Source organism: Pedococcus sp. 2YAF34, assembly GCF_052114585.1.
Taxonomy (GTDB): domain Bacteria; phylum Actinomycetota; class Actinomycetes; order Actinomycetales; family Dermatophilaceae; genus Pedococcus.
Window position 1 is genome coordinate 42,295 of sequence record NZ_JBFRFA010000018.1, and the last position, 22,914, is coordinate 65,208.

Annotated in this window: 22 protein-coding genes; 19 read left to right on the forward strand and 3 right to left on the reverse strand. The window is 72.2% G+C overall.

The window, feature by feature from the left end:
- Positions 1-36: 36 nt before the first annotated feature.
- Complete coding sequence (locus tag AB4Z02_RS11300; RefSeq protein WP_441971044.1) at positions 37-1,431, forward strand: bifunctional folylpolyglutamate synthase/dihydrofolate synthase; 1,395 nt, start codon at positions 37-39, stop codon at positions 1,429-1,431.
- 82 nt (positions 1,432-1,513) lie between these two features.
- On the opposite strand, the gene AB4Z02_RS11305 is transcribed toward AB4Z02_RS11300, so the two are convergent.
- Positions 1,514-1,648, reverse strand: a complete 135-nt coding sequence (locus AB4Z02_RS11305) for a hypothetical protein (RefSeq protein ID WP_255353853.1) — start codon at positions 1,646-1,648, stop codon at positions 1,514-1,516.
- 175 nt (positions 1,649-1,823) lie between these two features.
- Here AB4Z02_RS11305 and AB4Z02_RS11310 point away from each other — a divergent pair, with 175 nt between their 5' ends.
- Positions 1,824-2,222: a DUF4233 domain-containing protein gene (locus AB4Z02_RS11310; RefSeq protein WP_056884717.1), complete on the forward strand. Its 399-nt coding sequence runs from the start codon at positions 1,824-1,826 to the stop codon at positions 2,220-2,222.
- Here the strand turns inward: AB4Z02_RS11310 and AB4Z02_RS11315 are convergent.
- Positions 2,219-2,851: a DUF998 domain-containing protein gene (locus AB4Z02_RS11315; RefSeq protein WP_441971047.1), complete on the reverse strand. Its 633-nt coding sequence runs from the start codon at positions 2,849-2,851 to the stop codon at positions 2,219-2,221. The genes AB4Z02_RS11310 and AB4Z02_RS11315 overlap by 4 nt on opposite strands.
- Before the next feature lie 43 nt (positions 2,852-2,894).
- Between AB4Z02_RS11315 and ndk the strand changes: the two genes are divergently transcribed.
- Positions 2,895-3,323: a nucleoside-diphosphate kinase gene (gene ndk / locus AB4Z02_RS11320; RefSeq protein ID WP_056884715.1), complete on the forward strand. Its 429-nt coding sequence runs from the start codon at positions 2,895-2,897 to the stop codon at positions 3,321-3,323.
- Between the two features lie 32 nt (positions 3,324-3,355).
- On the opposite strand, the gene AB4Z02_RS11325 is transcribed toward ndk, so the two are convergent.
- Positions 3,356-3,877, reverse strand: coding sequence for a MarR family winged helix-turn-helix transcriptional regulator (locus AB4Z02_RS11325; RefSeq protein WP_345505174.1), 522 nt, complete (start codon positions 3,875-3,877; stop codon positions 3,356-3,358).
- Between the two features lie 68 nt (positions 3,878-3,945).
- On the opposite strand from AB4Z02_RS11325, the gene AB4Z02_RS11330 reads away from it, so the two are divergent.
- The 16 genes from AB4Z02_RS11330 (at position 3,946) to AB4Z02_RS11405 (ending at position 22,876) form a co-directional block, all read left to right on the forward strand.
- Complete coding sequence (locus AB4Z02_RS11330) at positions 3,946-5,205, forward strand: MFS transporter (protein ID WP_441971049.1); 1,260 nt, start codon at positions 3,946-3,948, stop codon at positions 5,203-5,205.
- A gap of 82 nt (positions 5,206-5,287) precedes the next feature.
- Positions 5,288-6,331 carry a rod shape-determining protein gene (locus tag AB4Z02_RS11335; protein WP_441971083.1) on the forward strand — a complete coding sequence of 348 codons (1,044 nt, stop codon included), beginning with the start codon at positions 5,288-5,290 and terminating at the stop codon, positions 6,329-6,331.
- Between the two features lie 3 nt (positions 6,332-6,334).
- The gene (mreC, locus tag AB4Z02_RS11340; protein ID WP_441971051.1) at positions 6,335-7,219 is read left to right on the forward strand and encodes a rod shape-determining protein MreC; all 885 of its coding nucleotides are present in this window, start codon (positions 6,335-6,337) and stop codon (positions 7,217-7,219) included.
- Positions 7,216-7,704, forward strand: coding sequence for a rod shape-determining protein MreD (locus tag AB4Z02_RS11345; protein WP_441971052.1), 489 nt, complete (start codon positions 7,216-7,218; stop codon positions 7,702-7,704). Before mreC ends, AB4Z02_RS11345 begins: the two co-directional genes overlap by 4 nt.
- 74 nt (positions 7,705-7,778) lie before the next feature.
- The gene (gene mrdA, locus AB4Z02_RS11350; protein ID WP_441971054.1) at positions 7,779-9,791 is read left to right on the forward strand and encodes a penicillin-binding protein 2; all 2,013 of its coding nucleotides are present in this window, start codon (positions 7,779-7,781) and stop codon (positions 9,789-9,791) included.
- Between the two features lie 63 nt (positions 9,792-9,854).
- On the forward strand, positions 9,855-11,252 hold the full coding sequence (gene lpdA / locus AB4Z02_RS11355; RefSeq protein WP_056884709.1) for a dihydrolipoyl dehydrogenase: 1,398 nt from the start codon (positions 9,855-9,857) through the stop codon (positions 11,250-11,252).
- 23 nt (positions 11,253-11,275) lie between these two features.
- Positions 11,276-11,836, forward strand: a complete 561-nt coding sequence (locus AB4Z02_RS11360; protein ID WP_441971057.1) for a GNAT family N-acetyltransferase — start codon at positions 11,276-11,278, stop codon at positions 11,834-11,836.
- Positions 11,812-12,972: an acyltransferase family protein gene (locus AB4Z02_RS11365; RefSeq protein ID WP_441971058.1), complete on the forward strand. Its 1,161-nt coding sequence runs from the start codon at positions 11,812-11,814 to the stop codon at positions 12,970-12,972. Before AB4Z02_RS11360 ends, AB4Z02_RS11365 begins: the two co-directional genes overlap by 25 nt.
- Positions 12,973-13,199: 227 nt before the next feature.
- Entirely contained in the window at positions 13,200-14,102 is a 903-nt protein-coding gene (locus AB4Z02_RS11370) for a DUF559 domain-containing protein (RefSeq protein ID WP_441971060.1), read from the forward strand.
- A gap of 299 nt (positions 14,103-14,401) precedes the next feature.
- Positions 14,402-14,671, forward strand: a complete 270-nt coding sequence (gene rpsO, locus AB4Z02_RS11375) for a 30S ribosomal protein S15 (RefSeq protein WP_056884706.1) — start codon at positions 14,402-14,404, stop codon at positions 14,669-14,671.
- A 149-nt stretch (positions 14,672-14,820) separates the two neighbouring features.
- Positions 14,821-17,220, forward strand: coding sequence for a polyribonucleotide nucleotidyltransferase (locus AB4Z02_RS11380; protein ID WP_441971062.1), 2,400 nt, complete (start codon positions 14,821-14,823; stop codon positions 17,218-17,220).
- Between the two features lie 124 nt (positions 17,221-17,344).
- Positions 17,345-18,568, forward strand: coding sequence for an NAD(P)/FAD-dependent oxidoreductase (locus AB4Z02_RS11385; protein WP_441971064.1), 1,224 nt, complete (start codon positions 17,345-17,347; stop codon positions 18,566-18,568).
- A 201-nt stretch (positions 18,569-18,769) separates the two neighbouring features.
- Positions 18,770-21,268: an ExeM/NucH family extracellular endonuclease gene (locus AB4Z02_RS11390; RefSeq protein ID WP_441971066.1), complete on the forward strand. Its 2,499-nt coding sequence runs from the start codon at positions 18,770-18,772 to the stop codon at positions 21,266-21,268.
- A 43-nt stretch (positions 21,269-21,311) separates the two neighbouring features.
- The gene (gene dapB, locus AB4Z02_RS11395; RefSeq protein ID WP_441971068.1) at positions 21,312-22,115 is read left to right on the forward strand and encodes a 4-hydroxy-tetrahydrodipicolinate reductase; all 804 of its coding nucleotides are present in this window, start codon (positions 21,312-21,314) and stop codon (positions 22,113-22,115) included.
- Positions 22,116-22,463, forward strand: a complete 348-nt coding sequence (locus AB4Z02_RS11400) for a hypothetical protein (protein ID WP_056884701.1) — start codon at positions 22,116-22,118, stop codon at positions 22,461-22,463.
- A 44-nt stretch (positions 22,464-22,507) separates the two neighbouring features.
- Positions 22,508-22,876 (forward strand): VOC family protein, encoded by a 369-nt coding sequence (locus AB4Z02_RS11405; protein ID WP_056884700.1) that lies wholly within the window; start codon positions 22,508-22,510, stop codon positions 22,874-22,876.
- The last annotated feature ends 38 nt before the right edge of the window (positions 22,877-22,914 follow it).

Consider the following 22,914-nt stretch of genomic DNA (forward strand, 5'->3'; position numbering starts at 1 on the left):
TTGGTCACATGTCAACGGGTGGTCGACGCGGGGATGATGGGGGACATGCCTGCCCCTGATGCCGCCCAGCGCGAGGCCGCCCGCAAGCTCGAGCTCGTCAAGGGCATGCGCGAGGTCGAGGAGGCGATCCTCGCCCGCGCCCCCGAGCACGACCTGCAGCCGAGCCTCGACCGGATCGCCGCCGTGATGGAGCTGCTCGGGGACCCCCAGCGCACCTACCCCGTCATCCACCTCACGGGGACCAACGGCAAGACCTCGACGACCCGCATCATCGACACCCTGCTCACCGAGATGGGCCTGCGGACCGGGCGCTTCACCTCGCCGCACCTGCACAGCGTCCGGGAGCGGATCGCCCTGGCGGGGGAGCCGATCAGCGCCGAGAGGTTCATCGCCGCCTACGAGGAGGTGCTGCCGTTCATCGAGATGGTCGACGCCCGCTCGGTCGCCGAGGGCGGCCCGCGCATGACCTACTTCGAGGTGCTCGTGGCCGTCGCGTATGCCGCGTTCGCCGACGCCCCCGTCGACGTCGCCGTCGTCGAGGTGGGCCTCGGTGGGAGCTGGGACGCGACCAACGTCGCGGACGGCTCGGTCGCCGTGGTGACGCCGATCTCGCTCGACCACCAGCACTTCCTCGGCAACGACGTCGTGGCCATCGCCACCGAGAAGTCGGGGATCATCAAGTCCGAGGCGGTCGCCGTCATCGGCACCCAGGAGCCGGACGTCGCCCAGGTGCTGCTCGAGCGCGGCGAGGAGGTCGGCGCGCGGATGACGTTCGAGGGCAACGACTTCGGGCTGCTCAGCCGTGAGGTCGCCGTGGGCGGCCAGCAGATCTCGGTGCGCGGTCTCAGCGGCGACTACGAGGACCTGTTCCTCCCGCTGCACGGCGCCCACCAGGCCCACAACGCCACGCTGGCCCTCACTGCGGTCGAGGCGTTCCTCGGCGGCGGGGAGCAGCGGCTCGACCCCGACATCGTGCGGGCCGGCCTGGCGCGCGCGGCGTCCCCGGGGCGGCTGGAGATCGTGCGCCGCTCGCCGACGGTCATCGTGGACTCGGCCCACAACCCGGCGGGTGCCCTGGCCCTGCGCCAGGCGCTGGAGGACTCGTTCACCTTCGCCAAGGTCGTCGGCGTCGTGGCCATCCTCAAGGACAAGGACGCCACGCAGATGCTCGAGGCGTTCGAGCCGGTCTTCGACCACGTCGTCGTCTCCCGCACCACCTCACCGCGGGCTATGCGTCCGGACGACCTCGGCGAGCTGGCTCGCGACATCTTCGGCGACGACCGGGTCACCGTCGTCCAGGACCTCCCCGACGCGCTCGACGTCGCCGCCGGTCTGGCCGACGAGGGCGGCATGAGCGGCGGCGTGGTCGCCACTGGGTCGGTGACCACGGCCGCGGAGGTCCGGATGCTGCTCGGCAGCACCGACGCCTGAGGCGCAGCGAAACCGGGGAGGCCTGCCGGCCGAGGCAATGCCGGCCGGGGCAGGCGCCGAGGGGAGCCCGCCCCCCGGTCGGCTACCTCTTGCCGATCTGCCCTACTTCGCCCTGGTGGGTCTTGGCGTCGGCCTTGGCGTGCTTCTCGGCGCGCTTCTCCTTGATGGACTTGCTCGCCTTCTTGGCCAGGTGTTGTCGGGGTGACTTGTCGGCCATGGCTGTGCTCCCAGCGCTAGGAAGCCTGAGTGGCTCCGTGCACCGACACTACGCCCGCCGGCACCGAATACCCTCGTCCCATGACCCCTCTTGCCAAGCTGGTCCTGCTGGTGGCCCTGGTCGCCCTGGCGTTCTGGCTGCTGACGAAGTTCCGGGACAACGGACGGAACCGCCGGTGAGGGGAGTCGTCCTCTACGGCAGCCTCGGGAAGTTCACCTGGCGCATGCTCGCCACGGTGCTCGCGGGCCAGGGGATCGTGGTGTTCCTCGGCGCCCTGGTCGCGCGTGGCATCGCGGATGCGCAGGGCGACGCCACCGGGTCCGCCTGGTTGTGGGTGGGCATCGGCCTCGCCGTGCTGTGCTTCGTCGCCGCCGGGCTCATGCGGCGGCCGTGGGGCGTGACGCTGGGCTGGCTCATCCAGGTGGCGACCTTCGCCGCCGGGTTCGTCGTGCCCGCGATGGTCGTCGTCGGGTTCGTCTTCCTCGTGCTGTGGGTGGGTTCGCTGGTCGTGTGCCACCGGGTCGAGCAGGAGCAGGCGCGACGTCAGCGTGAGGCCGCTGCGGCCGAGGGTTAGGGGAGCCCGAAGGTTCGGCGCCGGCTGCGGAGCTGGGTGAGCGCGGCAAGGGGAAGCCACAGCTTCGCCGGCCAGATGGCCAGTCGTTCGGCGGTCCCCGACCAGCTGTCTGCGCCGAGCAGCACCGCGAACGCCACGGCGCCGACGACGGCGGCCACCCCGAGCGCCGTACCGCTGACCCGGACTCGCCCGGTGGTCAGCCAGCGCGCGTGCAGCAGTACGGCGAGGGGCTGGGCCACGAACACCGGCAGGGCCACGAGCGAGTGCAGGGTCGGGTGAGCGTCGACCGGCGCCAGCCCGACGCCGACCGAGAAGGTGCCTGCGACCACCCAGAGCCAGCCGACCACCCTCGCCCTTGCGGCGTCCTGGCGCAGCAGCGGTACGGCGCCGACGGCCTGGAGTGCGCCGAAGACGACGAACACGAGGTTCATGGCCCACGGGGCGGACGAGCAACCGGTCGATGTGGGGGAGTCGCAACCGGTGCCCAGGGCGCTGATCGTGTCGTCGGCCAGGGAGTAGTGGACACCGGCGAGCAGGGCGAGCAGCACCTCGGCGGCGAGGTAGCCCGGCTGGCCCAGCCAGGCGGCATACGGCACCCCGTCCTCGCGCCCCCTGCTCCGGCCTCGCACACCGCGACGGTAGTGCCTGCGGAGGCTGGGTAGGCTGACGCGCGTGACGACGCAGATCGAACGTTCCCTGGTCCTGGTCAAGCCCGACGGTTTCGCCCGCGGCCTCTCCGGTGAGGTCCTCCGGCGCATCGAGGCCAAGGGCTACACGCTGGCCGCGCTCGCGGTGACCACCCCCACCCGCGAGCAGCTGGCCGAGCACTACGCCGAGCACGAGGGCAAGCCGTTCTACGAGCCCCTCGTCGACTTCATGTCCAGCGGCCAGGTGACGGCAGTCGTCATCGAGGGCCACCGCTGCATCGAGGGCTTCCGCGCCCTGGCCGGGGCCACCGACCCGACGGCCGCGCTGCCCGGCACCATCCGCGGCGACCTCGGCCGCGACTGGGGCAAGAAGGTGCAGGAGAACATCGTGCACGGCTCGGACTCCCCGGAGTCGGCCGCCCGCGAGATCGCGATCTGGTTCCCGAACCTCTGACCCCCTCGAGGGGCTGACCCCCTCGACAAGCCCTACCCGGTCTCGACGTCGTCGAGGCCGCTGATCACCACCTCGAGGAGCGCGGCCAGCTGGTCGCGCTCCTCGCGCTTGAGGCCGGCGAGCACGTCCGACTCGACGACGTTGGCCTCGCGCACCGCAGCCTCGAACAGCTCCCAGCCCTGCCTCGTCAGCTCGACCAGGACCCGGGTGCGGTTGGCCGGGTCGGGGGAGCGTCGGACCAGCCCGCGCTCGGTCATCTTGTCCAGCCGGTGCGTCATCGACGAGGCCGCCACGTTGCCGGCGTCCGCGAGCTGCGTCGGGGTGACCGGGGCGCCCTCGGACGTCGCGAGGAAGGCGATGACCGACCACTCGCCGTGGGAGAGGTCGAGGTCGGCCAGCTGGCGCGTGTACCACTGGTCGAGCTTGTGGCTCAGTGAGTTGACCGCCGTGATGACGCGCTGCACCGACTCGTCGCCGCCTGCGGCCACATAGCTGGCCACCGCGTCCTGGTACTGCTCCCGGACCGTGCGGGCCTGCCGCTTCCTCGCTGCCATGGCGGCATCCTCGCATGCTAATATTTCGAAATCGAAATATTCGAACTCGAAGAACTGTTGAAGAAGCAATGCGCACCCGTCTGTTGATCCTCGCCTCCGCCGTGGCCATGCTCGGCTGGGGCACCGTCCTGCCCTACCAGTACGCGTATGCCGCGAGCACGCGCGGCTGGGGCTCCCTCGTCGCCGCCGCGGCGTCGAGCCTGTTCTCGGTGGGCGCCCTGGTGGCCGCCCCCATCGGCGGGCGCCTCGCCGACCGCCTCTCGCCGGTGCTCGTCGCCGTCGCCTCCAAGGTCGTGGCCGCCGCCGGTGCGGTCTCGCTGGTCTGGGCGGACGGCCCGACCGCGTTCCTCACGGGCATGTTCGTCTTCGGGCTCGGCATCACCGCTGCCGGTCCGGCCCAGTCGGTGCTCGTCCTGCGCTGGGTCGGCGGCAAGGACCGCCGCCGCGTGTTCGCCTGGCAGTTCACGGGCCAGGCCCTGGGCATGGCCGTGGGCGCCTTCGCCGCCGGGTACGTCGTCGACCTCGACAGCCACGACGGCATGTGGCCGGCCTTCGTCACCGCCGCGGGTGGGTTCCTGCTGTCCGGCGCCCTGCTCGTGCTGGCGGGATTGCCGCGCTGGGGCCGTCAGCCGGGCACGCACGACGACCCCACGCTGGTGCCGGACGGCACCGGCTCCGTCGGCCCGCGCGCTGCCCTGCGTGCGGTCTGGTCGATCCCGGCCCTGCGCTGGACGGCGCTGGTCACCGTGACCCTCGCGCTGGGTTTCTACGCCCAGTTCGAGTCCGGGCTGCCGGCCTACGCCCTGACCGTGCTGCACGTCGAGGAGACCACGATCGGACTGGCTGCGGCCGTCAACTGCGTCGTGATCATCGCCCTGCAGATGCTCGTCGTGCGCCTCACCGCCCGCCGCAGCGGCGCCGCGCTGCTCATGGGCGTCGGCGCCATCTGGACCCTGTCGTGGCTGGTGCTGGCAGCGGCCTCGATGGCTCCCGAGCTGGCCGCCGTGCTGTTCGTGACGACCTTCGGCATCTTCGCCGTGGGCGAGACGATGTATGCGCCGGTGCTCAACCCGCTCACCGCCAGCCTGGCCCCGTCCGGCCTCGTCGGCACGACGCTGGGCATGTTCACCGCGCTGCAGACCGGGTTCTCCGCCGTGGGACCGCTGGTCGCCGGCGTGATCCTGGGCGCGGGCCTGGGCAGCCTGTTCATCGGCGTGCACGTGGCCATCAGCCTGCTCGCGGTGTTCGCGGCCTGGCGGCTGCGCGCGGTGCTCAAGACCCCCGCTGCGGCCCCTCGCCCGGTCGAGACCGCGCAGCTCGTCGCCTGACGCGGCTGCGCGCCGTACCCGCACCGGCACGCCGTACCCGCACCGGCGCGGCTGCGGGGTGGGGCGCCGCGCCCCGCGTAGCATCGCGGCCGTGGGCACGACGAGGAGCTGGACGTCGCTGGGCAGGGACCTGGCGATCGACCTCGGCACCGCCAACACCCTGATCTACGAGCGCGGCCGCGGTGTCGTCCTCGACGAGCCGTCGGTCGTCGCCCTGGAGGCCGGGACGTCGTCGCTGCTCGCGGCCGGCACCCGTGCGAAGGAGATGCTCGGGCGCACCCCCGGCCACGTCCGGGCCGTCCGGCCCCTGCAGGACGGCGTCATCAGCGACGCCGACGTCACCGAGCGGATGCTGCGCTACTTCGTCGACCAGGTGCGGCCCTCGCGGCTGTTCCGGCCGCGCATGGTCGTGTGCGTACCCAGCGAGGTCACCGGCGTGGAGCGGCGCGCCCTCGAGGACGCCGCAGTGCGCGCGGGGGCCCGCCGGGTCTACGTCATCGAGGAGCCCATGGCCGCCGCGATCGGCGCCGACCTGCCGGTCAACGACACCGCCGCCTCCATGGTCGTCGACATCGGCGGCGGCACCACCGACGTCGCGGTCATCAGCCTCGGCGGCATCGTCACCTCGCGGTCGCTGCGCGTCGGCGGTGACGAGATCGACGAGGCGATCATCGCCCACGTCAAGAGCGAGTACTCCCTGCTGCTGGGCGAGCGCAGCGCCGAGGACATCAAGGTGCATGCCGGGTCGGCGTTCCCGCTGCGCGAGGAGACGAGCACCCGGGTCCGCGGCCGCGACCTGGTCACCGGGCTCCCCAAGACCGTGACCATCACGAGCAGCGAGGTGCGCCGGGCCATCGAGGGTCCGCTGCTGCAGGTCGTCGAGCTGGTCAGGGCCACCCTCGACGTGTGCCCGCCGGAGCTCGCCGGCGACGTCCTGGACCGTGGCGTCACGCTCACCGGTGGGGGGGCGCTGCTGCCCGGCCTCGACGTGCGACTGCGCCACGAGCTCGGCGTGCCGGTCCGCGTCGCCGACGACCCCCTGCGGGCCGTGGTCCGCGGGTCCGGGCGCTGCGTGGAGGAGTTCGCCACCCTCGAGCGCGTCCTGGTCGACTCGCGCCGCTTCTGACCCATGCCCCGACCCGCCCTGCGACCCGACCCCCGTCCACGCCGTCGCCTCGCGACCGCCCTGGTGCTGCTGACCGCGCTCGCCGGTGCGCTCGACCTGGCCGGTGCGCCCGGGCCCGGCGCCGTGCGAGCGGTGGGGGGTACGGTCCTCGGCCCGCTCGAACGCCTGCTGTCCCACGGCGCCTCGGCGCCCCCCTCGGCGGCCGGTGAGGCCCTCGAGGCAGCCACCGACGCAGAGCTGGACCGCGCGCAGGGTGTCCGGGCCGCGGCGTACGCCCGGCTGGTGGCAGCACCCGAGACCCGCGGTCGGCAGTTCGTCGCCGCGCGGGTCGTCGCGGTCGGACGGGTCGGCGCCGCAGGGCCCGAGCGGGTCACCATCGACGCCGGCTCCCGCGACGGCGTCCGGGCAGACACGGCCGTCGTCAGCGCAGACGGGCTCGTGGGACGCGTGGTGTCGGTGTCGCCGTGGACCGCCGACGTGCTGCTCCTCGGCGCGGCCGACCTGACCGTCGCCGTCCGGGTGGCACCGTCCGGCGTCCTGGGGTCCGTTGGCAGCGGCGCGCAGGGCAGCCGCCGACGCCCGGCCGGACAGCTCGACCTCAGCGCCGTGCAGCGCGGTCGCCTCACCCGTGGCGACACCGTCACCACCCTGGGCGGCCTCGACGGCGGACCGTTCCCGCCCGGGTTGCGGGTGGGCACCGTGGCCGACGTCGACACCGACCCGGCCCAGCTCGTCCCGGGTGCCTCGGTGACCCCTGCAGCCGACCTCGCCGCCCTCGACGTCGTCGGGGTCCTCGTCGGGACGGCCCGCACCACGCCGCGTGCACCCGCGACCGGAACCGCGACCGGCGTCGCAGGGGCCGGGGCCGGGGCGGGGACCGCAGGATGAGCGCGCCGGCCGTCGTGCTGCGCGCGCTGCTCGTCGTCGTGGCGGCCCTCGCCCTGGCCACCCTCGGGTCGCGGACCTCGGTCCTGCTGCCCGACCTCGTGCTCCCCGTCGTCGTCGCCGGCGCGCTGCTCTCGGGCACGACCGGTGGCCTGCTGCTGGGACTTGCTGCCGGGTGGGTGGTCGACCTGGTGCCGCCCGGTGCGGCGGTGCTCGGCGCCGGCGCCCTCGCCTATGCCGCGTGCGGGCTGCTCGCCGGCGCCGGCCGCCGGGAGGGCCTGGTGCCGTGGGGGTGGGTGGCCGCCGTCGGCGCAGCCGCCTCCGCCCTGCTCGCCGGGTGCCGCGTGGCGGTCGCGGTGGCCACGGGGGCGCCGGTCTCGCTGCCGGGTGTGGCCGGCTCGTTCGTGCTGACCGCCACCCTGTGCGCCCTTGTCGTGCCGCTGCTCGTCAGGGCCGAGCGGCGCCTCTCCTCCGGGCGGACGGCGTGAGGGTCACCGGTCGCCCTAGACCCTGGCACCGGCGTGCCCACGTGGTCCGGCCCCGGCCCGTCGGCGTGGGAGGGGTGGGACCGGTCCGCCGGCCGGACCAGCACCTCGGCCGGGTGTGGGTCTTCGGGCTGGTCGCCCTCAGCCTCATGGGCACCCTCCTCGGGCGGCTCGGCCAGGTCCAGGTCGGCGAGCACGAGGACTACGCGCGTGCCGCCACGACCGTGAACACCCGCACCGTGAGCGAGCCGGCGGTCCGCGGCCGGATCCTCGACCGCCACGGCACCCCACTCGTCGACAACGCGACCGAGACCGTGGTCACGGTGGCGCGCAAGGTGCTCGCCGACGCCCCCGACGGCGGCCGCGCGCTGGTGGCCCGCGTGGCGGACGCCCTGCACCTGCCCGTCGAGCAGCTCTGGGGGCGCACCCAGCTCTGTGGGACCGCGGGCGCCCCGGCTGCTCCGGTGTGCTGGGGCGGCTCCGCCTACGTTCCCGTGCCCCTCGTCACCGGAGCCGACCCGAAGCTGGCGCTGGGGCTGCTCGAGCGTCCCGACCTCTTCCCGGGGATCGAGGTCGCGGCGCAGCCGGTGCGTGACTACCCGGCCGTGGCGACGGTCAACGCAGCGCACCTCCTGGGTTACCTCGGCCGCTCCGACGCCGAGGAGGTGGCCCGGTCCCACGGCGCGGTGGGCGACCTCGACCTGGTGGGCCGCGCAGGCCTGGAGGAGCAGTACGACGCGCAGCTGCGCGGGGTGCACGGCCACGAGACCGTGGCCGTGGACCCGCGCGGCGTCGCGACCTCGGTCGTCTCTGCCACCCCCGCCGTCCCCGGCCGGGACCTCGTGACCAACCTCGACGCCCGGGTCCAGGCGGGGGCGGAGAAGGCGCTGCGGGACGCCGCGGACGCCGCGCACCGCCGTGGCCTCGCCGCCGACTCGGGTGCCGCGGTCGTCCTCGACGTGCGCACCGGCGCCGTGGTCGCGGCAGCCAGCTACCCGGCATACGACCCCCGGGTCTGGACGGGCGGCATCTCCAGCCGCGACCTGGCCGGGCTGACCGACCCCGCCGCGGGCACGCCGCTGGTCTCGCGCGTCACGGCGGGGGCCTACCCGCCGGCGTCGACGTTCAAGGTCGTCAGCCTGCCGGCGGCCGTGGCTGCCGGGAACCCGCTGCGCGGCACCTACGACTGCAGCTCCAGCTACACGATCGGGACGCGACGGTTCGCCAACTTCGAGTCCCGCGCCTACGGCCGGATCAGCCTGCGCAAGGGGATCGTGGTCTCCTGCGACACGATCTTCTACGACTTCGCCTACCGCTCGTGGCTCGCCCAGGGCGGGCTGTCGGCGAGGACCGACGCGGCCGACCCGTTCGTCGGCGAGGCAACCGCCTTCGGGCTCGGGTCCCGCACCGGGGTGGACCTGCCCGACGAGCAGGCAGGCCGCATCCCCGACCGGGCGTGGAAGCTGCGGACGTGGGAGGCGACGAGGGCGGACACCTGCGCCCGCGCCCGGTCCGGCTACCCGGAGGTGGCGTCGAAGGACCCGAGCCGCGCGGCATACCTGAAGCAGCTCGCGGTGGAGAACTGCGCGACGGGGTTCCAGTTCCGGGCGGGCGACGCCGCCAACTTCGCCATCGGCCAGGGCGACACGACCGTCACGCCGCTGCAGATGGCCCGCGTGTATGCCGCGATCGCCAACGGCGGGACGCTGGTCACGCCGCGGGTCGCCGCCGGGTTCGAGGCGCCGGGCGGACCGCTCGAACCCCTGCCCACGCCGTCCAGCAGCCAGGTGCAGCTGCCTCCCGGCACGATGACGTTCCTGCACGACGCCCTGCGGGGAGTCGTCGAGGAGGGCACTGCCAAGGAGGCCTTCCGCGGGTTCCCGTTGCGGCAGTGGCCGGTGGCGGGCAAGACCGGCACGGGCGAGGTGTTCGGCAAGCAGGACACCTCGTGGTTCGTCTCCTACGCGCCGGCGGACCACCCCCGCTACGCCGTCGCGGTCGTCGTCGCCCAGGGCGGGACCGGCGCCACGACCGCAGCACCCGCGGCACGGGAGATCCACGACGTGCTCCGGACGCTGTCCTCGCCGTAGGACGGGCGCTGCTCGTCCCGGCCGAGGTGGGAGCGTGCCGCAGCACTCAGTAGGCTGCCACCCATGGCTGACTTCGATCTCGTGGTTCTCGGTGCTGGTCCTGGTGGGTACGTCGCGGCGATCCGCGCCTCGCAGCTCGGTCTCAAGGCCGCGGTGGTCGAGTCCAAGTACTGGGGCGGTGTGTGTCTCAACGTCGGCTGCATCCCCTCGAAGGCGCTGCTGCGCAACGCCGAGATCGCCCACATCATCACGCAGGAGAAGGCCACCTTTGGCATCTCCGGCGACGCGACGATGGACTTCGGGGTCACCCACTCGCGCAGCCGCAAGGTCGCCGAGGCCAGCGCCAAGGGCGTCCACTTCCTCATGAAGAAGAACAAGATCGAGGAGATCGACGGCTGGGGCACACTCACCGGCCCGACGTCGATGGACGTCGCGCTCAACTCCGGTGAGAAGCGCTCGGTCACCTTCGACAGGCTCATCATCGCGACCGGCGCCACGACCCGGCTCATCCCCGGGACGTCGCTGTCCGACCGCGTGGTCACCTACGAGGAGCAGATCCTCACCGACCAGCTCCCGGAGTCGGTCGTCATCGCGGGCTCTGGCGCCATCGGCGTCGAGTTCGCCTACGTCATGAAGAACTTCGGGGTCGACGTGACCATCGTGGAGTTCCTCGACCGCATGGTGCCGACCGAGGACGCCGACGTGTCCAAGGAGCTGCTGAAGCAGTACAAGAAGCTCGGCGTCAAGGTCATGCTCTCGACGAAGGTCGAGTCGATCGACGACAGCGGCGAGAAGGTCAAGGTGACCGTGTCGCCGGCAGCCGGCGGAGAGTCCACCGTCCTCGAGACCGACAAGGTGCTGCAGGCCATCGGGTTCGCCCCGAGGATCGAGGGCTACGGACTCGAGAGCACGGGCGTCAAGACCACCGACCGTGGCGCCATCGCCGTCGACGAGCGCGGCCGCACGAACGTCGAGAACGTCTACGCCATCGGCGACGTCACCGGCAAGCTCATGCTGGCGCACACCGCCGAGGCCATGGGCGTGGTCGCAGCCGAGACGATGGCCGGCGCCGAGACCATGGAGATCAACTTTGACATGATCCCGCGTGCGACGTTCTGCCAGCCGCAGATCGCCTCGTTCGGGTACTCCGAGGAGCAGGCGAAGGAGCGCGGCTACGACGTCAAGACCGCGTCGTTCCCCTTCTCGGCCAACGGCAAGGCACGCGGCATGGCCGAGGGCGTGGGCTTCGTCAAGATCGTCGCCGACGCCAAGCACAACGAGCTCCTGGGCGCGCACCTGATCGGCCCGGAGGTCACCGAGCTCCTTCCCGCGCTGACGCTGGCGCAGCAGTGGGACCTCACCGCCGACGAGGTCGCCCGCAACGTGTTCGCCCACCCGACGCTGTCCGAGGCCGTCAAGGAGGCCATCGAGGGCATCGCCGGCCACATGATCAACCTCTGAGCACGCCCGTCCACATGCCTCGCGTGAGCCTGCCCATCACGACCGAGCGGCTGACCCTGCGCAGCTTCCGCCCCGGCGACGAGGACGACGTCTTCGCCTACCGGTCGGTGGAGTCGGTCGTCCGCTACATACCGGGCGACCCCAAGACGCGCGAGCAGGTGGCCGACCTCGTCGCCGAACGGGCCACCAACGGCCGGATCGACCCCACGTCACCCAACCTCACCCTCGCGGTCGAGCTCGACGGCCGCGTCATCGGCGACGTGCTGATCCTGCTCGAGGGCCTCGGCGGTGCCGACGGGCGGCAGGCCGAGATCGGGTGGGTGTTCGCGCAAGACGTGGCCGGGCAGGGCTACGCCACCGAAGCTGCTCGCGCCATCACCGACGCCGCCTTTCGCGAGGTCGGCGTGCACCGGGTCTGGGCCGAGCTCGAGCCCGAGAACACCGCGTCGTCCCGGGTCTGCGAGCGGCTCGGCATGCGGCGGGAGGCCATGTTCGTCAAGGCGTCGTGGTTCAAGGGGGAGTGGACCGACCTCGCGGTCTACGCGCTGCTGGCCGAGGAGTGGCCCGCGGGACGGCAGTCCTGAGCCCGGCCACCCCGGAGGCGGTCGACGAGACTGTCGGTGGGGCTCCCGCGACCGACCGCGCCGCCACCCCTGCGGCGCGTCCCCGCAGACGGCCTCCGCTCCCGGCGCTGACCGGGCTGCGCGCCCTGGCTGCCCTGTGGGTCGTGCTGTTCCACTACCGCACCGACCTCGAGGCGCTGGCCCCTTGGCTCGCGCCGTTCGACCGTCTGCTGGGCGCCGGCTACCTCGGCGTCGACCTGTTCTTCCCGCTCAGCGGCTTCGTGCTGGCCTACAACTACGCCGACGTGCTGCGCTCGTTCTCCTGGCCCTCGACCCGTGCCTTCGTGCAGAACCGGTTCGCCCGCGTCTGGCCCGTGCACGTCGTCACCCTGCACGTCGACCTGGCGATGGCGGTCGCCGCCGGCACGCTCGGCGTGGGGGAGGGTGGACACCGACGGACGGTCGAGGCCTACGTCCAGAACCTCTTCATGGTGCACAACTGGTGGAACGACCGCCCCAGCTTCAACGGCCCGGCCTGGTCGATCAGCTCCGAGTGGTTCGCCTACCTGCTCTCGCCGCTGCTGTTCCTGGCCGTCGGCCGGGTCCGGCGCGCACGGGTGCTCGTCCTGCTGGCCGCGCTGGCGTATGCCGCGATGCTCACCACCTACGCCCTGTTCGCCCTGCCGAACGGCAACCTCGAGCACCTGTTCTTCGTGCGGATCATGGGCGAGTTCCTCGGTGGCGCCTTCCTCTGCCTGGCCTGGGTGCGGGGCGGGCTCTCGGTGCGCCGGCTGCTGCCGCTCCTCCCGCTGGGCCTCGTGGCGGTCGCGCTGGTGCCCGCGGCGTCGTCCGGCGACTACTGGATGGCTCCCGTGCTCGGTATCTCGGTCGCGGCCCTCGCGGCATCCTCGGGCTGGGCGACGCGGTGGCTCTCCACCTCGTGGATGGTCGCCGCCGGCGAGGCGTCCTACTGCCTCTACATGACGCACTACCTGCTCCAGCCGCTCGTGCGCGGCCTGCGCGAGTGGGGCGACGGAGCCTGGTGGTCGGCGGCCCTGGCGCTCGCGGCCATCGTGGCGGCCCTCGGTGCCGCGGCGTGGCTGCTGCACGTGGCCGTCGAACGCCCGGCCCGCCGCCGCCTCTACGCGCGCGCCTGACCCACGCCCCCGACGGCAGCCCGCGCCAGCGCCACCACAGCTGTCGCGGTGCCAGAAGTGGTGGCCGAAAGCCCCGGATCCCCACCACTACTGGCAACGAGCCTCCAGTGGTGGCCTGTAGTCCTCGACAGTCACCACAGCCGGCGCCACAGCCGTCGAGGCGGCAGACCCAGTGGGGCTGTGGATGACGCGGATCGCCCTCCCGCGGCGTCGGTCACGCTGGGCTCATGGCCGTGTTCGACCCCACCGTCCCCTTCCGCCGCAGCGATGCGCTGGCTGCGGGGGTGTCGGCGTGGGGGCTTCGGGCCTTCCGGCGGCTGCACCGCGATGTGTACGTCGCGCCGGAGGTCGGGCTGGACGCGCGGGTCCGTGCGCTGGCCGCCCTGACCACGGCGCCTGCCGGCGCCCTGGTCGCGAGGCACACCGCCGCTGAGCTGCTCGGAGGTGTGGTTCCGTCGAGCCCCCACGTCCACCTCGTCCTGCCGAGGGGCAGCCGGGTCCGTGCTGCGGGCATCGAGGCCAGGGTAGGGCGACCACTCTCCAACGCCCGGATCCGCGGGGTTCCCGTGACCACCGCCGAGGACACGTTCGTCGACCTCGGACCCGAGCTCGGTCTGGTGGACCTCGTCGTGCTGGGCGACAGCCTGGTCAAGGCCGCGCGGACCACCCCGGCTGCGCTGGTCGCGGCCGCGGCGTCCGCCACCGGGGCCCAGACGCCGGTCCTGCGCCGGGCGGCAGCGCTCGTGCGAACGGGCGTGGACTCACCGATGGAGACCCGCCTCCGCCTGCTCCTGGTGCTGGCCGGGCTGCCGGAACCGGTGGTCAACCATGTCGAGTACGCCGAGGACGGCCGCTGGTTGCGCAGGTTCGACCTGTCCTACCCGGAGCTGAAGGTCGCGGTCGAGTACGACGGGCGTCAGCACGCCGAGTCGCAGCGGCAGTGGGAGCGTGACGTCGAGCGGCGCGAGGGCCTGGACCGCGACGGGTGGCGGTTGGTCGTGGTCCTGTCGAAGGGTGTCTACCGCGAGCCCGCGACGACGCTGGACCGGGTGGTGGCCGCGCTCGCCGCGGCGGGGTCGACAGCCCGGGTCACCAGCGACGAGTGGCGGGCGCACTTCCCCGGGTACTGACCCACCGGGAGCGCCGAGGCGGCAGAAGTGGTGGCGGCGCCGCCCGATACGCCACAAGGTGTGGCAGCGCGGCAGAAGTGGTGGCGACGCCGCCCGATAAGTCGCCATGAGTGGCGCCACGGCAGAAGTGGTGAGGCGTCACAGCGTCAGCGGTGGAGGCCCACGCACCGCGATTAGGGCGGGGGAGCGGGCCGCTGGTAGCCTTGGGACCGCCGTAGACCGGCCGCGGATCCAGAGCGCCCAGGTGAACCAGCCCTGAGGCACCGCGCAACGATTCCATGAAGGAGCAGTGTCGACCCATGCCGTTGAGCACCGACGTCAAGCAGAAGATCATGTCCGACTACGCCACGCACGAGGGCGACACCGGTTCTCCCGAGGTCCAGATCGCCCTGCTGACGCAGCGCATCCTCGACCTCACCGAGCACTCGCGCCAGCACAAGCACGACCACCACAGCCGCCGCGGCCTGCTCCTGCTGGTCGGCCAGCGCCGCCGGCTCCTGCGCTACCTCGAGAGCGTCGACGTCGAGCGTTACCGCTCGCTGATCAAGCGCCTCGGTCTGCGCCGCTGAACATCCGACAGGGACGGTCCTCCACGAGGGCCGTCCCTGTCGCATGGGGCCGGCACGACGCCGGCCACCCGCACCACCCAGCACCACCAGAAGAAACCCGCGCACAACGACGATGCGCGTGGATGCAGAGATAACAGAAGGAGGGCCCAATGGAGGGTCCAGAGATCCAGTTCGCCGAAGCCACCATCGACAACGGCAAGTTCGGCACCCGCACGGTCCGGTTCGAGACCGGACGCCTGGCCAAGCAGGCCGGCGGCGCCGTCGCCGCCTACCTGGACGAGGACACGATGCTCCTCTCCACCACCACCGCGGGGAAGAGCCCCCGCGAGGGATTCGACTTCTTCCCCCTGACGGTCGACGTCGAGGAGCGGATGTACGCCGCGGGCAAGATCCCCGGCTCGTTCTTCCGTCGTGAGGGCCGCCCCTCCACCGACGCGATCCTCACCTGCCGCCTCATCGACCGCCCGCTGCGCCCGACCTTCACCAAGGGCCTGCGCAACGAGGTCCAGGTCGTCATCACGGTGCTCGCGCTCAACCCCGACCACCAGTACGACGTGCTGGCCATCAACGCGGCCAGCGCCTCGACGCAGATCTCGGGTCTGCCCTTCTCCGGCCCGATCGGTGGCGTCCGCGTCTCCCTGATCGACGGCCAGTGGGTCGCCTTCCCGAACTTCAGCGACATCGAGCGCTCGACCTTCGACATGGTCGTCGCCGGCCGCGTCGCGGGTGACGACGTCGCGATCATGATGGTCGAGGCCGAGTCCACCGAGCAGACCTGGGACCTGGTCAAGAACGAGGGCAAGCAAGCCCCGACCGAAGAGGTCGTCGCGGAGGGCCTCGAGGCCTCCAAGAAGTTCATCAAGGTCCTCTGTGAGGCCCAGGCCGACCTGGCGAGCAAGTCCGCCAAGCCCGTTCAGGACTTCCCGATCTTCCTCGACTACGAGGACGACGCGTACGCCGCCGTCGAGGCTGCGACCTCGGCCGACCTGACGCAGGCGCTCACCATCGCCGGCAAGCAGGAGCGCGAGGAGCGCATCGACGCGATCAAGGACGCCGTCAAGGCGTCGCTCGCCGGTGAGGGCAAGGAGTTCGAGGGCCGCGAGAAGGAGATCTCCGCTGCCTACCGCTCCGTGCAGAAGAAGCTCATCCGCCAGCGCATCCTGCGCGACAAGGTCCGCATCGACGGCCGTGGCCTCGCTGACATCCGCGCCCTCGGCGCCGAGGTCGAGGTCCTGCCCCGCGTGCACGGTTCGGCGCTGTTCGAGCGCGGCGAGACCCAGATCATGGGTGTCACCACGCTCAACATGCTCCGCATGGAGCAGCAGCTCGACACCCTCTCCCCGGTGACGCGCAAGCGCTACATGCACAACTACAACTTCCCGCCCTACTCCACCGGTGAGACCGGTCGGGTGGGTTCGCCGAAGCGCCGCGAGATCGGCCACGGCGCGCTGGCGGAGCGGGCGCTCATGCCTGTCCTGCCGACGCGTGAGGAGTTCCCCTACGCGATCCGCCAGGTGTCCGAGGCCCTCGGCTCCAACGGCTCGACGTCCATGGGCTCGGTGTGCGCCTCGACCCTGTCGATGCTCAACGCCGGTGTGCCGCTGCGCGCCCCGGTCGCCGGCATCGCCATGGGCCTGGTGTCCGACGAGGTCGACGGCCAGACGCAGTACGCCGCGCTGACCGACATCCTCGGCGCCGAGGACGCGTTCGGTGACATGGACTTCAAGGTCGCCGGCACGCGCGAGTTCGTCACGGCCATCCAGCTCGACACCAAGCTCGACGGCATCCCCGCGTCGGTCCTGGCCGGCGCGCTGACCCAGGCCCGCGACGCGCGCCTGCACATCCTCGACGTCATGAACGAGGCCATCGACACCCCGGACGAGATGAGCCCCTTCGCTCCTCGCGTCATCGCGGTGCAGGTCCCGGTCGACAAGATCGGCGAGGTCATCGGGCCGAAGGGCAAGATGATCAACCAGATCCAGGACGAGACCGGCGCCCAGATCTCGATCGAGGACGACGGCACGGTCTACATCGGCGCGACCGACGGCCCGTCGGCCGAGGCGGCTCGCGCGATGGTCAACGCCATCGCCAACCCGCAGATGCCGGAGGTCGGCGAGCGCTTCCTGGGCACCGTGGTCAAGACCACGACGTTCGGTGCGTTCATCTCCCTGCTGCCCGGCAAGGACGGCCTGCTGCACATCTCCGAGGTGCGCAAGCTCGTCGGTGGCAAGCGGATCGACAACGTCGACGACGTCCTGGCCGTCGGCCAGAAGGTCCAGGTCGAGCTCAAGGAGGTCGACCCGCGCGGCAAGCTGTCGCTGGCCGCCGTCCTGCCCGAGGGTGAGAGTGGCGAGTCCGCCGCCGAGTCCTCGGACGACGACGCGGCCGCGGCCACCGGTTCCACCGACTCGCACGACTCGGGCGAGGACCGTGGCGAGCGTCGCGAGGGCGGCCGCAGCCGCAACCGTCGCCGTCGTGGTGGCGACCGTGCCGACCAGGGCGACGCCCCCGAGGGCGCGGCCACGGCCACGTCCGAGGACGCCAGCTGACGTCCGATCCACAGCACGTCCCGAACGGGCCGGCACACCTCACGGTGTGCCGGCCCGTTCGGCGTCCTGGGTGTCGGTAGTCCCGGGGGTTGCGCTCCGGCCCCGGGCGTCGAAGGCTGTGGCCATGGCTGATGAGCGGACGTTCGTGGTGGTCGGTGGCGGGCTGGCGGGAGCCAAGGCCGTGGAGGCGTTGCGGGACAAGGGTTTCGAGGGGCGGCTCGTCCTGCTCGCGGGGGAGGACCACCTGCCCTACGAGCGACCGCCGCTGTCCAAGGACTACCTCAAGACGGGCGAGGGCCTCGACGACGCGTTCGTCCACGACGCGCAGTGGTACGCCGACCACGACGTCGACGTGCGCACCGGCACCGTGGTCACCGCCTTGGACCGTGACGCGCACGAGGTCGTGACCGAGAGCGGCGAACGGCTCCACTGGGACCGGCTGCTGCTCGCCACGGGCAGCTCGCCGCGACGCCTCACGCTGCCGGGCGCCGACCTCGACGGGGTACTCAGCCTGCGCACCATCGAGGACAGCGACCGGCTCCGTGCCGCGATGGGCCCCGGTCGCCGGCTCGTGCTGGTCGGCGGCGGGTGGATCGGTCTCGAGGTCGCGGCAGCCTCGCGCGAGGCCGGCGCCGAGGTGACGGTGCTCGAGGCCCTCGACCTGCCGCTCGTGCGCGTCCTCGGGCCGACCGTGGCTCGGGTGTTCGCCGACCTGCACCGCGAGCACGGCGTCGACCTGCGCACAGGGGTCACCGTGGAGGAGGTCACGGGGGAGCAGGGCACAGTGACGGGGGTGCGCCTGGGCGACGGGACCACCGTGCCGGCCGACACGGTCGTCGTCGGCATCGGCGCCGTTCCCAACGTGGGGCTGGCACAGGAGGCCGGTCTCGACGTCGACAACGGCGTGCTCGCCGACGCCGGGGGGCGCACGAGCGACCCCGACGTCTTCGTGGCCGGCGACGTGGCCAACGTCGAGCACCCCTTCCTCGGGCGCCGCGTCCGCGTCGAGCACTGGGCCAACGCGCTCGACCAGCCGCCGCTGGTCGCCGCGGCGATGCTCGACCAGCCCACGCCGGAGCCGCAGCTGCCGTTCTTCTTCAGCGACCAGTACGACCTCGGCCTGGAGTACCACGGCCTGGGCAGCCCCGACGACGAGGTCGTGGTGCGGGGCGACCTCGCCGGACGGGAGTTCCTGGCCTTCTGGCTGCACGACGGGGTCGTCTCGGCCGGCATGAACGTCAACGTCTGGGACGTGGGCGACGCCGTCAAGGGCCTGATCCGCTCCCGTGCCCGTGTCGACCGGGCGAAACTTGCCGACACCGACGAGCCCTTGGAGAACCTGACCTGACCTTTACCTTCTGGACGCCTTCCATACCTCCACAAGGTCTTCCCACCATGTTTGACTGCACCCTTGGCGCCGGGCCCGCATCCATGGGCGGCGCGACTTTCTTCGGGAACAACTCGGGTGTGGAGGACTGCTGTGCGCGAACGCCGCAAGCAACTGATGGGGGCGGCGGGCGCGATAGCGCTCACCGCTGGTGTGGTCTCCGTGGCGACGGGTGCGCAGGCCGCGCCGTCGCCGACGGCCAGTGTCGTGGTCAACGAGGTGTACGGCGGTGGCGGAAACTCCGGCGCCACGTACAAGAACGACTTCATCGAGCTGGTCAACACCGGCACCGCGCCGGTGAAGGTCGACGGCTGGTCGGTGCAGTACACCTCGGCCACCGGCACGAGCTGGCAGACGACGGCCGTCTCGGGCACGATCCCCGCGGGTGCGTCGTACGTCGTCCGCGAGGCGGCGGGGAGCGGTGGCACCACTGACGTCCCGGCCGACGCCACCGGCTCGATCGCGATGTCCGGCACGGCCGGCAAGGTCGCGCTCGTCAGCGCCGGCGAGCAGCTCCCCAGCTGCACGGCCAAGACGGGCACGAACCCCTGCTCGGCCCTCCCGCAGGTCGTCGACTTCGTCGGCTTCGGCACCACGGCCAACGACTACGCCGGGTCCGCCCCGACCGTGGCTCCCAGCAACACCGTGTCGGTGTCGCGAAACGCCAATCACACCAACACGGCCGACAACAGGGCCGACTTCGCGACCGCGGCGGCGACCCCGGTCGCCTGCGGCGACGCCTGCGTCCCGGCCCCGACCGGGCCGCGCACGGCGACTGTCGCGGAGGTCCAGGGGACCGGCGCGACGTCGCCGCTCGCCGGTGAGACCGTGGTCGTCGAGGGGGTCGTCACCGCGGCCTACCCGACCGGCGGCTTCAACGGCTTCTTCCTCCAGACCCAGGGCACCGGCCCCGAGCCGCGCCCCGACGGCGCCTCGGACGGCGTCTACGTCTTCCAGCCCGGGTCGCTGTCCCCCGAGGCCGTCGTCGGCAACTTCGTGAAGGTGACCGGCAAGGTCAGCGAGTTCGGCGGCCTGACCGAGATCTCGACCACCGCGGGTGACGTCGTCGACGCGGGCGCCCAGTTCAGCCCCGTCCAGGCCCTGACCACCGGTTGGCCGACCACGGACGCCGGGCGCGAGTCCATCGAGGGCATGCTGTTCCAGCCGACCGGTGCCTACACGGTCACCAACACCTTCGGGACCAACCAGTACGGCGAGGTGGGCCTCGCGGTCGGCACCACGCCGCTGCTGCAGAACACCGAGGTCGCCAAGCCCGGCAGCGCCGAGTCCGCAGCCGTGGTGGCCGACAACGCCAAGCGCCTGGTCACCCTCGACGACGGAGCCTCGACCAACTTCACCGCGAGCAGCTACAGCACCTCGACGTGCAAGCTCCGCCCGGTGCCGTGCCTGCTCAACGCGGACACCACCCCGGCCTACGTCTCCACGACCAAGCCCGTCCGCGTCGGCGCCCCTGCGACCTTCACGGCCCCCGTGGTCGTGGACTACCGCTTCAACCTGTGGCGCTTCCAGCCGAGGGCCCAGGTCGTCGGCCCGGACAACGCAGCCTCCCCGGTGACGTTCACCAACACGCGCACCGCGGCGCCCGACGAGAAGGACCTGAGCCAGCTCGGGACCCCGGACCTCAAGGTCGCCTCGTTCAACGTGCTCAACTACTTCACCGACCTCGGCGACGCCGACCCGTCCTGCCTCGCCTACTACGACCGCGACAGCAGCGGCGACACCGTCCGTGACGGCTGCGACCGTCGCGGCGCCTGGGACGCGGGCGACCTCGCCCGCCAGACCGAGAAGGAGGTGTCGGCGATCAACGCGCTCGACGCCGACGTCGTCGGACTCATGGAGGTCGAGAACTCGGCGCAGTTCGGGCACTCTCGTGACGAGACGCTGTCCCGCCTCGTGGCAGCGCTCAACGCCAAGGCGGGCGCCGGTACCTGGGCGTTCGTGCCGTCGTCGACGGACCTCCCCCCGGTCTCGCAGCAGGACTTCATCACCACGGCGATGATCTACAAGCCGGCCACCGTGATGCGCGTCGACCGTTCGCGCGCGCTCGGCGACCAGAGCGGCACGGGCCAGGCGTTCGTCAACGCCCGTGAGCCGATCGCGCAGACCTTCAAGTCGAAGTACGGCAAGGGCGACAAGTTCCTGTTCGTCGTCAACCACTTCAAGTCCAAGGGCTCGGCCGGCCCCTTCCCCGGGGACGCCGACTCCGGTGACGGCCAGGGCTCCTCGGTGACCAGCCGCATCCTGCAGGCGCAGGCGCTGCGTGACTGGGTGCCCGGTGTCGCGGCGGAGTACGGCGCCAAGGCCGTCGTCATGGCGGGTGACTACAACTCCTACACGATGGAGGACCCGCTGGACGTCCTCTACAAGGCGGGGTACACCGACGTGGGCTCCACCTTCGACCCGGGACAGTACTCCTACTCGTTCTCCGGGACGTCGGGCTCGCTGGACCACATCCTCGTCAACGAGGCCGGCCTCAAGATGTCGACCGGTGCCGACCACTGGAACATCAACTCGGGTGAGTCGGTGGCGCTGGAGTACAGCCGCTACAACTACCACTCGACCGACTTCCACGACCCGGGTCCGTACCGGTCCTCCGACCACGACCCGGTGGTCCTGGGCCTCAAGGCCTTCGTGAAGTAGCCGGTCGGTCCTCGCCCCGGTGGCGAGGAGCAGCGGACCGTCGATGGCGGGTCCGGCCCCACGGGGTCGGGCCGCCATCGCTACGCTGGCCGACGTGAGCGCGACGACGAAGGTGGCAGTCATCGGGGCATCGGGCCGCATGGGTGGTGAGGTGTGCCGTGCCGTCGAGGCAGGCGACGACCTCGAGCTGGTGGGCCGGTTCGACCAGGGGGACGACCTCGGCGACCTCGCCGGGGCCGACGTGGTGGTCGAGTTCTCGGTCCCCGACGCGTCGCCGGCGAACGTCGCCCACTGCGTCGAGCGCGGCGTCGACGTCGTCGTCGGCACGACCGGCTGGGACGACTCCCGGCTCGAGTCGCTGCGCGCGACGCTCGCCGAGCACCCCGGGGTCGGCGTCCTCATCGCGCCCAACTTCGCCATCGGCGCGATCCTGATGATGCGTTTCGCCCAGGAGGCGGCGCGCTTCTACGAGTCGGTCGAGGTCATCGAGCTGCACCACCCGGCCAAGGTCGACGCACCGTCGGGCACCGCCGCGCGGACCGCGGCGCTGATCGGCGCCGCTCGCGCCGAGGCCGGCCTCGGCGACGTCCCCGACGCGACGACCCAGGACCCCGACGGGGCGCGCGGCGCCCGGGTCGACGGGGTGCCGGTGCACTCGGTCCGCCTGCGCGGGCTCGTCGCCCACCAGGAGGTGCTGTTCGGCGGGGTGGGGGAGATGCTCACCCTGCGCCACGACAGCTTCGACCGCAGCAGCTTCATGCCGGGCGTCCTGGCCGGGGTGCGGGCCATCGCCGACCACCCCGGCCTCACGGTCGGCCTCGAGCACGTCCTCGGCCTGGACGACTGAGTGCGCGAGAAGGTCACCGCCCTCGTCACGCTCGTCGTCCTCGCGTTCTACGCGGCGACCATCGGCTGGCGCGGGGTCGAGCTCATCGCCGACGGTCGCCCGGTGCCGGTCCTGCTCGGCGTCGCCGTCATCCTCGTGCCCCTGGTGGCGCTCGCGGCGATGCTGCCGCTGGTGCGGCTGGCCCGTGACGGTGCGCGGATGATGGCGCAGGCCAACGCCTCCGGCGCTCACGGCGACTGGGCGCGCGAGCTCGAGCGGGCCGAGGAGTGCCGTGTCGCCCGGGACCGCAAGGGTGAGCAGGCGCACTACCGGGCCGCGGTCCGGGCCTGGCGCGCCGAACGGGGCTGAGCAGACGAGGCGCTCAACGGGGCGCCGCGGCATACGGTGGGCCCATGCACCGTTCACGCATCGGCATCGTCCTCATCGACCACGACGGCGAGCACTACGACGAGAGCCTGGCGTTCTGGGCCGGTGTGCAGGGGACCCGCCCGCGGCAGGACGGCCCGTATGCCTCGGTCGGCGAGGTGGGCACGCTCAACCTCGAGGTGCAGCGGCTCGAGTCCGGCGGCCCACGCATCCACCTCGACATCGAGTCGGACAACGTGGCGGCCGAGGTGCACCGCCTGAGAGGCCTGGGGGCGACGGTGGTGCAGGAGCGGGAGGGCTACGTCATCATGCAGGACCCGGGCGGCGTGGTCTTCTGCGTCGTAGGCATCCAGACGGGCGACCGGTTCGTCGAGGACGCGCTCGAGTGGCCCTGACGAACGGCCTGACCCGCTGAGGGGTTCGCCACCTGCCG

Bases quoted from the DNA above. Each gene is read 5' to 3' on its own strand.
- AB4Z02_RS11345 (WP_441971052.1), top strand. From the start codon at position 7,216: ATGAGCGCGCCGGCCGTCGTGCTGCGCGCGCTGCTCGTCGTCGTGGCG.
- AB4Z02_RS11380 (WP_441971062.1), top strand. From the start codon at position 14,821: ATGGAGGGTCCAGAGATCCAGTTCGCCGAAGCCACCATCGACAACGGC.
- dapB (WP_441971068.1), top strand. From the start codon at position 21,312: ATGGCGGGTCCGGCCCCACGGGGTCGGGCCGCCATCGCTACGCTGGCC.
- AB4Z02_RS11370 (WP_441971060.1), top strand. From the start codon at position 13,200: ATGGCCGTGTTCGACCCCACCGTCCCCTTCCGCCGCAGCGATGCGCTG.
- AB4Z02_RS11325 (WP_345505174.1), bottom strand. From the start codon at position 3,877: ATGGCAGCGAGGAAGCGGCAGGCCCGCACGGTCCGGGAGCAGTACCAG.
- AB4Z02_RS11305 (WP_255353853.1), bottom strand. From the start codon at position 1,648: ATGGCCGACAAGTCACCCCGACAACACCTGGCCAAGAAGGCGAGCAAG.
- AB4Z02_RS11300 (WP_441971044.1), top strand. From the start codon at position 37: ATGGGGGACATGCCTGCCCCTGATGCCGCCCAGCGCGAGGCCGCCCGC.
- AB4Z02_RS11330 (WP_441971049.1), top strand. From the start codon at position 3,946: ATGCGCACCCGTCTGTTGATCCTCGCCTCCGCCGTGGCCATGCTCGGC.
- rpsO (WP_056884706.1), top strand. From the start codon at position 14,402: ATGCCGTTGAGCACCGACGTCAAGCAGAAGATCATGTCCGACTACGCC.
- AB4Z02_RS11405 (WP_056884700.1), top strand. From the start codon at position 22,508: ATGCACCGTTCACGCATCGGCATCGTCCTCATCGACCACGACGGCGAG.
- AB4Z02_RS11385 (WP_441971064.1), top strand. From the start codon at position 17,345: ATGGCTGATGAGCGGACGTTCGTGGTGGTCGGTGGCGGGCTGGCGGGA.
- lpdA (WP_056884709.1), top strand. From the start codon at position 9,855: ATGGCTGACTTCGATCTCGTGGTTCTCGGTGCTGGTCCTGGTGGGTAC.
- mreC (WP_441971051.1), top strand. From the start codon at position 6,335: ATGCCCCGACCCGCCCTGCGACCCGACCCCCGTCCACGCCGTCGCCTC.